The sequence below is a fragment of the Kitasatospora sp. GP82 genome, assembly GCF_029892105.1.
In the GTDB taxonomy this organism is placed as follows: Bacteria; Actinomycetota; Actinomycetes; order Streptomycetales; family Streptomycetaceae; genus Kitasatospora.
Genome location: NZ_JARZAJ010000009.1, coordinates 183384 through 192286 on the forward strand (window position 1 = coordinate 183384; position 8903 = coordinate 192286).

Here is an 8903-nt window from a genome sequence, read left to right on the forward strand (position 1 = left end):
CTCTTCCACACCCCGACCCCGCCGTGAGAGGACGAGCTCAGGGAGGCGGGTGCAGGTCGTCAGCCGCCGGTGCCGCGCGGCGCGTGTTCTGGAAGTCCCTGATGACTGTGTCTGCCGAGCGACGCAAGTCGAACTGGTTTTCCAGATCCGACCATGACGTCGCCCGATGGGGTGGTTTATTCAGGTGGCCGCCGGAGCCGATCTGTGCGCCGCCTAATCTGACGGCCATGGGCGCTCCGGCCCTTGGTGGTTCGTCGTCGATCTTCCGTCTGTCCGGGGTCGCGCTATGCCGATTGGAGGCATGCCCATCATGAGTTTCACCCAGGGCGTCCCGTCCCCCGGACAGTTCGGTGCGGCACCGTCATGGGCTGCTTCCGACGGCCCCGTGCCCGACGCTGCGTCCGGCACCTCGGATGTCACCTCCGGTTCTGGCGCTGCTCCGTCGCCCGGCCCGGCGGTGCCCTCGGCATCCTCCTTCGTGCCGGCCGCGCCCGTCGTCTCGCTCCCGAAGGGCGGTGGAGCGATCCGCGGTGTCGACGAGAAGTTCGCCGCGAACCCGGTCACCGGCAGTGGCACCCTGAGCGTTCGGCTGGCTGTCAGCCCAGGGCGTGGCAGCGTCGGGCCGACGCTCGCCCTCTCCTACGACTCCGGCCAGGGCAACGGCGTCTTCGGCCTCGGCTGGCACCTCGGCCTCCCCGCGATCACCCGCAAGACCGAGAAGGGGCTGCCCTCCTACCGCGACGCCGGAGTCGGTTCCTTCGACGACCGGGACGAGCAGGAGGGGGACGGCCACCCCCTCGGCGAGGCCGAGGACACCTTCATTCTCGCCGGAGCCGAGGATCTCGTCCCGGTGCTGGAGGAGAAGGACGGCCATTGGCGTCCCGTCAGGCACCGGCGAACCGTCAACGGCCGTGCCTACACCGTCCAGCACTACCGGCCTCGCATCGAAGCCGCATTCGCGCGCATCGAACGCTGGACCGACTGCCGCTCCGGCGAGCCGCATTGGCGGTCGATCAGCCGCGACAACGTCACCACCGTCTACGGACGCACGGCCGAGAGCCGTATCGCCGACCCGCACGACCCCCTTCGCGTGTTCAGCTGGCTGGTCTGCGAAAGCTTCGACGACACCGGTAACGCCGTGGTGTACGAGTACAAACCCGAGGACGGGGCCGGGCTGGACATCGCCCGCAGTCACGAGCGCAACCGCACCGAAGCGGATCGGGCCGCCAACCGCCACCTGAAGCGGATCCGCTACGGCAACCGCGTGCCGCTGCTGGTGGAGCCGGATCTTTCCCGGGCGCAGTGGCTGTTCGAGGTGGTCTTCGACTACGGCGAACACGATCCGGACAGCCCGGCCCCGCAGGAGGTCAGGCCCTGGACGTGTCGCCTGGACCCGTTCTCCTCCTACCGGGCCGGCTTCGAGGTGCGCACCTACCGACTGTGCCGCCGGGTGCTGATGTTCCATCACTTCCCCGACGAGCCCGGGGTCGGCCGCGACTGCCTGGTCCGCTCCACCGACCTTCTCTACCGCGGTGACCCGGCGCGCGGCGAGGCAGTCGTCTCGGTGGCCGAGTCCGTCACCCAGCGCGGCTACCGCCGGCGCCCCGACGGCAGCTACCTCGTCCGCTCCATGCCGCCGCTGGAGTTCGGCTACACCGAAGCCGTGCTGGACATGCGGCAGCACACGCTCGATCCGCAGAGCGCCGCCAACCTGCCGGCCGGGCTCGACGGTTCGGTCTATCGCTGGGTCGACCTCGACGGCGAGGGGCTGTCCGGCATCCTCACCGAACAGGGCGGCTCCTGGTTCTACAAACCCAACCGTGGCGACGGCCGGTTCGGCCCGCTGCAACCCGTTGCCGCCCGGCCCTCCCAGGCCGCACTGCGCGGAGGCCGCCAGGAGCTGCTGGACCTGAACGGCAACGGCAGGCTCGATCTGGTCGACCTCGCGGGGGCCGCCCCCGGGTTCACCGGCCGTACGGAGAGCCGGGCCTGGCAGCAGTTCCGGCCCTTCCGCTTCCGGCCGGACATCGCTTGGGACGACCCGAACCTGCGCTTCGTCGACCTCGACGGGGACGGGCGCGCCGACGTGTTGATCACCGGCGAACAGGCCTTCACCTGGCACTCCTCCCTGGGCGAGGACGGGTTCGGCCCCGGACGCCGCGAGTTCGTGCCGCTGGACGAGGAACGCGGCCCGCGACTGGTGTTCGCCGATCGGACTCAGGCGATCCACCTGGCCGATGTCTCCGGCGACGGCCTGGCCGACCTGGTGCGCATCCGCAACGGCGAGATCTGCTACTGGCCCAACCTCGGGTACGGCCGGTTCGGTGCCAAGGTGGCGATGGACGACGCCCCGTGGCTGGACGATCCGGACCAGTTCGACCCTCAGCGCCTGCGCGTGGCCGACATCGACGGCTCGGGCACGGCCGACCTGATCTACCTGCACCGCGACGGCGTCCTGATCCACTTCAACCGGTCCGGCAACGCCTGGGGGCCGGCGCGGCGGCTGGGCGTGGCCTTCCCCCGGGCGGACAGTGCGGCGCAGGTCTCCGTGAGCGACCTGCTCGGCAACGGCACCGCCTGCCTCGTCTGGTCCTCGCCGCTGCCCGGGGCCGCCGCACAGCCACTGCGCTACCTGGACCTGATGGGCGGCACCAAGCCCCACCTGCTGACCTCGGCCTGCAACAACCTCGGTGCCCGGACGTGTGTGCGATACGCGCCGTCCACCCGCTTCTACAGCGCCGACCAGGAGGCCGGACGGCCCTGGGTCACCCGACTGCCCTTCCCCGTCCAGGTGGTCGAGCGCGTCGAGACCGTCGACCGGATCGGCCGCAACCGGTTCACCACGCGATATGCGTACCATCACGGCTACTTCGACGCCGTGGAGCGGGAGTTCCGCGGCTTCGGCCTGGTCGAACAGTGGGACTCCGAGGCGATCACCGTGCTCGGCACCGATCTCTCGCGCGACGCGGCCAACTGGGACGAGGCCGCGTACGTGCCACCCGTGCTGACGCGGACGTGGTTCCACACCGGTGCCGTTCCGATGGAAGGCCAGGTCTCCCGGCACCTGGCCGACGAGTACCATCCCGACGAGCGGGCGATCGGCGACTCCGCGCTTCCCACCGCCGTCCGGCGCCCCGGAGGTCCGGAGCTGCCCTGGCGGCTGTCCGCCGACGAGGCCCGCCAGGCGTACCGGGCACTCAAGGGCCTGACACTCCGTCAGGAGATCTACGCACTCGACGGCAGCGAGGCCGAGCGCCGCCCCTACAGCATCGCCGAGCACAGCTACACGGTCGAGCTCCTCCAGCCGGCCGTCCAACAGCACCCCGACCCGGAGGGCCGTCGGCCCGCCGTGTACTTCACCCACCCGCGCGAGACGGTGACCGCACACTACGAGCGAGCCCTGTACCCGGTGGGCGAGGAGCTGCTGCCCGACCCTCGGATCGGCCACGAAGTCGTCCTGGAGGTCGACGACTTCGGCGACGTCCTGCGCTCCGCGGAGGTCGGGTACGGCCGTCGCCACCGGGATCCGGACCCGCTGCTCACCCCCGCCGACCACGCGAACCAGGGCCGGCTGCACGTCGTGGTCACCGAGAACCGCTACACCAACGCGGTTGAGCAGGCGGATGTCCACCGGACTCCTCGGCCGGCCGAGGCCCGGACTTTCGAGGTACTCGGTCTGGCCCCGTCCCATCGGCTGTTCGGCTTCGTGGAGCTGCGCAGCCTGCTGGACGCGCCCGCAGACGAACTTCCGTACGAGGCATGGGACACCGACCCGACCGGACTGGAGCGACCGGCCCGGCGAATGATCGAGCACAGGCGCACCCTGTTCCGCCGGGACGACCTGGCCGGTCCGCTGCCTCACGGCGTCCTCGAACCGCTGGCGCTGCCGTACGAGGACTACCGCCAGGCATTCACGCCGGGGCTGCTCGTCGAGCTCTACGGTGAGCGGGTGGGTACGGTGCAACTCGCGGCCGCCGGCTATGTCGAGCACGACGGGGGCTGGTGGATCCCGTCGGGCCGGGTCTTCTACTCACCCGGGGCCGATGACGCCCCGGTCGACGAACTCGCCTTCGCCCGTGACCACTTCTTCCTTCCGTACCGCTTCCGCGACCCGTTCGGCGCGACCGCCGAAGTCGCGTACGACGGGTACACCCTCCTCGTCACCGGTACCCGTGACCCGCTCGGCAACCTGGTCACGGCCGGTGAGCGCGGCCCGGACGACCAGGTCCTGACCAACGGCAACGACTACCGGGTGCTCCAGCCCCGGCTCGCCACCGACGCCAACCGCAACCGCGTCGAGGTCTGCTTCGACGCCCTGGGCAGGGTGGCCGGTACCGCGGTGATGGGTAAGCGTGAGGAACAACTCGGGGACTCCCTCTCCGGATTCGACCCGGACCCGGACCCGGATGCGGTCGCCCGGTACATGGCCGACCCCCTCGCCGACCCGTACGCCCTGCTGGGTAAGGCGACGACCAGGACGGTGTACGACGCTGACGCCTTCTGGCGCACCCGGCAGGATCCGGACCCTCGTCCGTGTGTCTCGGCCGGGCTGGCCCGCGAAACCCACCTGCATGACCTTGCCGACGGAGAGCGGACCCGAATCCAGCACGGCTTCACGTATTCGGACGGCTTCGCCCGCGAGGTCCAGCGAAAGGGCCGAGCCGAACCCGGCCCGCTCGTCGAGGGCGGCCCGGACACCGACCCGCGCTGGGTCGGCACCGGATGGACTGTGTTCAACAACAAGGGCAGGCCGATCCGCACCTTCGAGCCGTTCTTCACCGCCACCCACCAATTCGAGTTCGACAGACGCGCGGGGGTCGGTTCGGTCCGCTTCTACGATCCGGTGGGGCGGGTAGTCGCAACGCTGCGGCCGGACGACACCTACGAGAAGGTCGTTGTCGACCCCTGGCGCCAAGCCATGTGGGACGTCAACGACACGGTGCTGTCCGATCCGGGCGAGGATCCCGACATCGGCGGTTACGTTCGCCACTACCTCGCGCACCTCAGTGCCGAGCACGGCGGTTGGGCCACCTGGTACGCACAGCGGGCCGATGGTGCACTCGGCCGCGCACAGCAGCTCGCGGCCGAGCGGGCCGCGGTGCATGCCAGGACCCCTGCCCGAGACTGGCACGACTCGCTCAGCAGGGCCTTTCTCACTGTGGCGCACAACCGGATTCCGCCCCGCCGGGCCCAGGAGCCGGCCGTGGACGAGTTCCATGCGACACGCAGCCTGCTGGATGTCGAGGGGAACATCCGGGAGGTCCAGGACCCTCTGGGGCGTACGGTCATGCGGTACGGCTACGACACTTTGGGCAACCGGCTGACCCGGGTCGGCATGGACACCGGCGAGAGCCGCTTCCTGACCGACGTCGTCGGCAAGCCGGTCCTCACCTGGAACGGCCGCGGCTTCCGGATCCGTACCGAGTACGACGCTCTGCACCGGCCGGTGAAGTCCTACGTTCAAGGCGGCGGACTGCCCACCGAGGTGCTCCGTCAGCGGACGCGGTACGGCGAGGACGAGCCCGATGCCGTCCTGCGGAACCTTCGCAGCCGAGTCCATCGCCAGTACGACGGGTCCGGGGTCGCCTCGCACACGGGCTACGACTTCAAAGGCAACCTGCTCGACGCCGAGCGGCAACTGGCGGCCGAATACCGGGAGGTGGTCGACTGGAGCGGCGAGGTGACCCTCGAAGCGGACTGCTTCGTCAGCCGCACTCGGTACGACGCGCTCAGCCGGACCATCAGCCTGACCACCCCGGACGGCAGCACGGTCCGTCCCCGGTACAACGAAGCCGGTCTGCTGGAGGCACTCGACGGCGAACTGCGCGATGCGCCCGGAGCGACAGCGTTGGTAACCGATGTCGACTACAACGCCCGTGGACAGCGGATGCTGGTCGAGTACGGCAACGGCGCCAGGACCACCTACGCCTATGATCCGCTCACCTTCCGGCTGACCCGGCTGCGGAGCCTGCGCGGCGGGCGGACATTGCAGGATCTCACCCACACCTACGACCCCGTCGGCAACATCAGCGGACTACAGGACGACGCCCAGCAGACGGTGTTCTTCCGCAACCGGGTGGTGGATCCCGGAGCCGACTACATCTACGACGCACTGTACCGGCTGCTGGAGGCCACCGGACGGGAGCACCTCGGACAGAGCGGCGGTCCTAGCAGGCCACCCGGTGCCACGGACGGTCCGCCGGCACACCAGCCCGACGACGGTGGGGCGGTGGGCCGCTATGTACAGCGGTACGCCTACGACGGCGCGGGCAATCTCCTGTCGATGACGCATCGCTCCACCGCGCCCGGCCGTGACGGCTGGACACGGAGCTACCGGTATGTGGAGCCGAGCCTCCTCGAACCGGAGCGGTTCGGCAACCGCCTGACCGGTACGACCACCGGTGACGACAACGCGCTGCACCGGTTCGGATACGACGCGCACGGCAATATCACCTCGCTGCCCGAACTGCCGGTGATGCGCTGGGACCCGGAGGATCAGCTTGCCGGGACGACGCGTCAGCGGATCGGCAGCGACGGAATCCCCGAAACCACGTACTACGTGTACGACGCCACCGGGCAGCGGGTGCGGAAGGTCACCGAGCGCGCCTGTGCCGCTGGTGGGCGGCCGACCAGGAGGTCCGAACGCATCTACCTCGGGGCGTTCGAGGTTCTCCGCGAGTACGGGCCGGACGGGCAGACGGCGCTGGAGCGCGAAACGCTGCACATCCTGGACGACAAGCAGCGCGTGGCCCTGGTGGAGACCCGTACCGGAGGCAGCGACGAGGGCCCCGAGAAGCTGATCCGCTATCAGTTCGCCGACCACCTCGGCTCGTCGGTGCTGGAGCTCGACGGAACAGCACGGGTGATCACGTACGAGGAGTACTACCCGTACGGCACCACGGCCTACCGGGCGGTGCGCAGTAGGACACAGGTGCCCAAGCGCTATCGGTTCACCGGCAAGGAGCGTGACCCGGAGAACGGGCTCTACTACCACGGCGCGCGGTACTACTCGCCGTGGCTGGGGCGGTGGACGAGTTGCGATCCGATCGGCGCCGCCGACGGCGCGAACCTGTATGTGTATGTGCGCGGCAACCCGGTGAACCGGTCCGACCCCACGGGGCTGATCAGTTGGGGCACGGTCGCCGTCATCGCCGCGGTGGTTGTGGTCAGTGTGGCGGTGACCGTGGCCACCGCGGGTGCGGCGGGACCAGTGGTGGCCGGTGCGGCTGCCACCGTCTTCGGAAGCGGGACCGTCGCCGCAACGGTCGCCACGGGCGTCGTGGTGGGTGCTACGGCGGGCGCCGCGGGTGGTGCGGCAGGCGAGATCACCCGTCAGGTCGCCAGCGGCGAGGCGACGGAGCGCGGCAGCGTGGACTGGCGCGGAGTCGGTCGGGCATCGGTCTCCGGTGCCGCCGCCGGGGCGGTGACCGGTGGCCTCGGCTCGCTGTCGTCGGGGGGAGCCGCTGCGGCCGGAATCAGCGGTGCGGCAGCACGGAACACCGGTACATATGCCCGCTCCGTGGTGCGGGCGGCGACGCAGGGGGCGGCCGGCGGTGCCACGGGTGAGACGACCCGCCAGCTGGTAGCCGGTGAGAGCTTCGATGCCGGTCGTGTGCTCACCGCGGCGGGCCAGGGCGCCGTGGCGGGTGGAGGAGTGCGGGCGGCGAGTCCTGCCGTCAGACCGTTGATCAGTCCGCTGTCGCGGGTCCCGGGCGTCCGCGCGGCGGTCACCGCTCCGGCGCGGCTCGGGCTTTCGCTGGCGCGTACCGCCTACGGCCCTCAGGGCAACACCGCACGTGACGCCGCGGAGGCGTACTACCGGTCGCTCAACGACCCAGTGGTGCAGAGGGCGGCGGCGGGCACCCGGTTCGAGAACCAGGTCCGTCCTCATCTCGAACAGGTCGAGGGGCAGACCGATATCCGCGCCCAGGTCAGCATCCGCCCGAATATCGACGCCAACGGCACGCCCGCTCCGTACCGGGTGCGAGTCGACTTCCTCGGGCTGGAGGGCGGAGACCTCCGGATCAGTGACGCCAAGGCAAGCGCGACAGCACCGTTCACCGCCCGGCAGACCACCGGCTACCCGCTCATCGAGCAGTTCGGAGGGACGGTGGTGGGCACGAAGGGAGGCGCGGCGTTTCCGGCCGGTACGCCGATCCCGCCCACCAGGATCGACGTCTACCGGCCCGGGCCGGGCACGTCGATCCTCAAGGGAGGCATCTGATGTCCGTCTCCGCGGTGACCCGGGATCTGGTGTCGGCGCTCGCACCCGTGCTGGAGGCCAGGGGATTCGTCTGGTCACCGCGCCGGAGTGCGTTCCGGCGACGGACCGATGGTGTCCAGCATCTTCTCCAGCTCGTGTTTGTCGACTACGCCCCGGTGGTCGAGGTCGGTATCGAACTGGCAGTGCGACACGATGCCGTCGAATCCGTCTTCCACCGGACCTCGGGGATCGACAAGAGATACCAGGCCGGCACATCGACGATCGGAGGGGACTTCGCCGAGGTCACCGGCATCCCTTCGGCCAGGATCGAGATCGCCCCGCCGGGCGATGTCGGGGAAGCGGTGCGGCGCCTGATCTCCACCGTCGAACCGGCCGAGCGCTATTTCGCGCGGTTCAGCGATCTGGCAGAGGTGGACCGGGAGTTGAACAGTCACCCCGAATGTCGTACTCCCAACCGGCCCATGCCGTGGCTGCGCTGCTCGACCGGGCTCATCGTGGCACGGCTCGTCGGACGGCCGGACTACGGCCTGCTGCTGGCCGCCTACCGCGAACAGATGGCGACCGTGAACGACAGCTTCTATCTCGCCCGATTCACCCGGCTCGCTCGCGATCTGGTGGACAACCCGCCGAAGGCTCTGCCCGGTGGGTCCGGCATCTCTGACGTCAAGGAGTGAGCAGG

General features: G+C 70.0%; 2 protein-coding genes. Both read left to right on the plus strand.

Features of this window, described 5'->3' with window-relative positions; genetic code table 11:
• The first annotated feature begins 301 nt into the window (after positions 1-301).
• Positions 302-8224 (plus strand): SpvB/TcaC N-terminal domain-containing protein, encoded by a 7923-nt coding sequence (locus P3T39_RS12070; protein WP_280697485.1) that lies wholly within the window; start codon positions 302-304, stop codon positions 8222-8224.
• A complete protein-coding gene (locus tag P3T39_RS12075) occupies positions 8224-8898 on the plus strand; it encodes a hypothetical protein (protein WP_280697486.1) in 675 nt (224 codons plus the stop codon). Before P3T39_RS12070 ends, P3T39_RS12075 begins: the two co-directional genes overlap by 1 nt.
• The last annotated feature ends 5 nt before the right edge of the window (positions 8899-8903 follow it).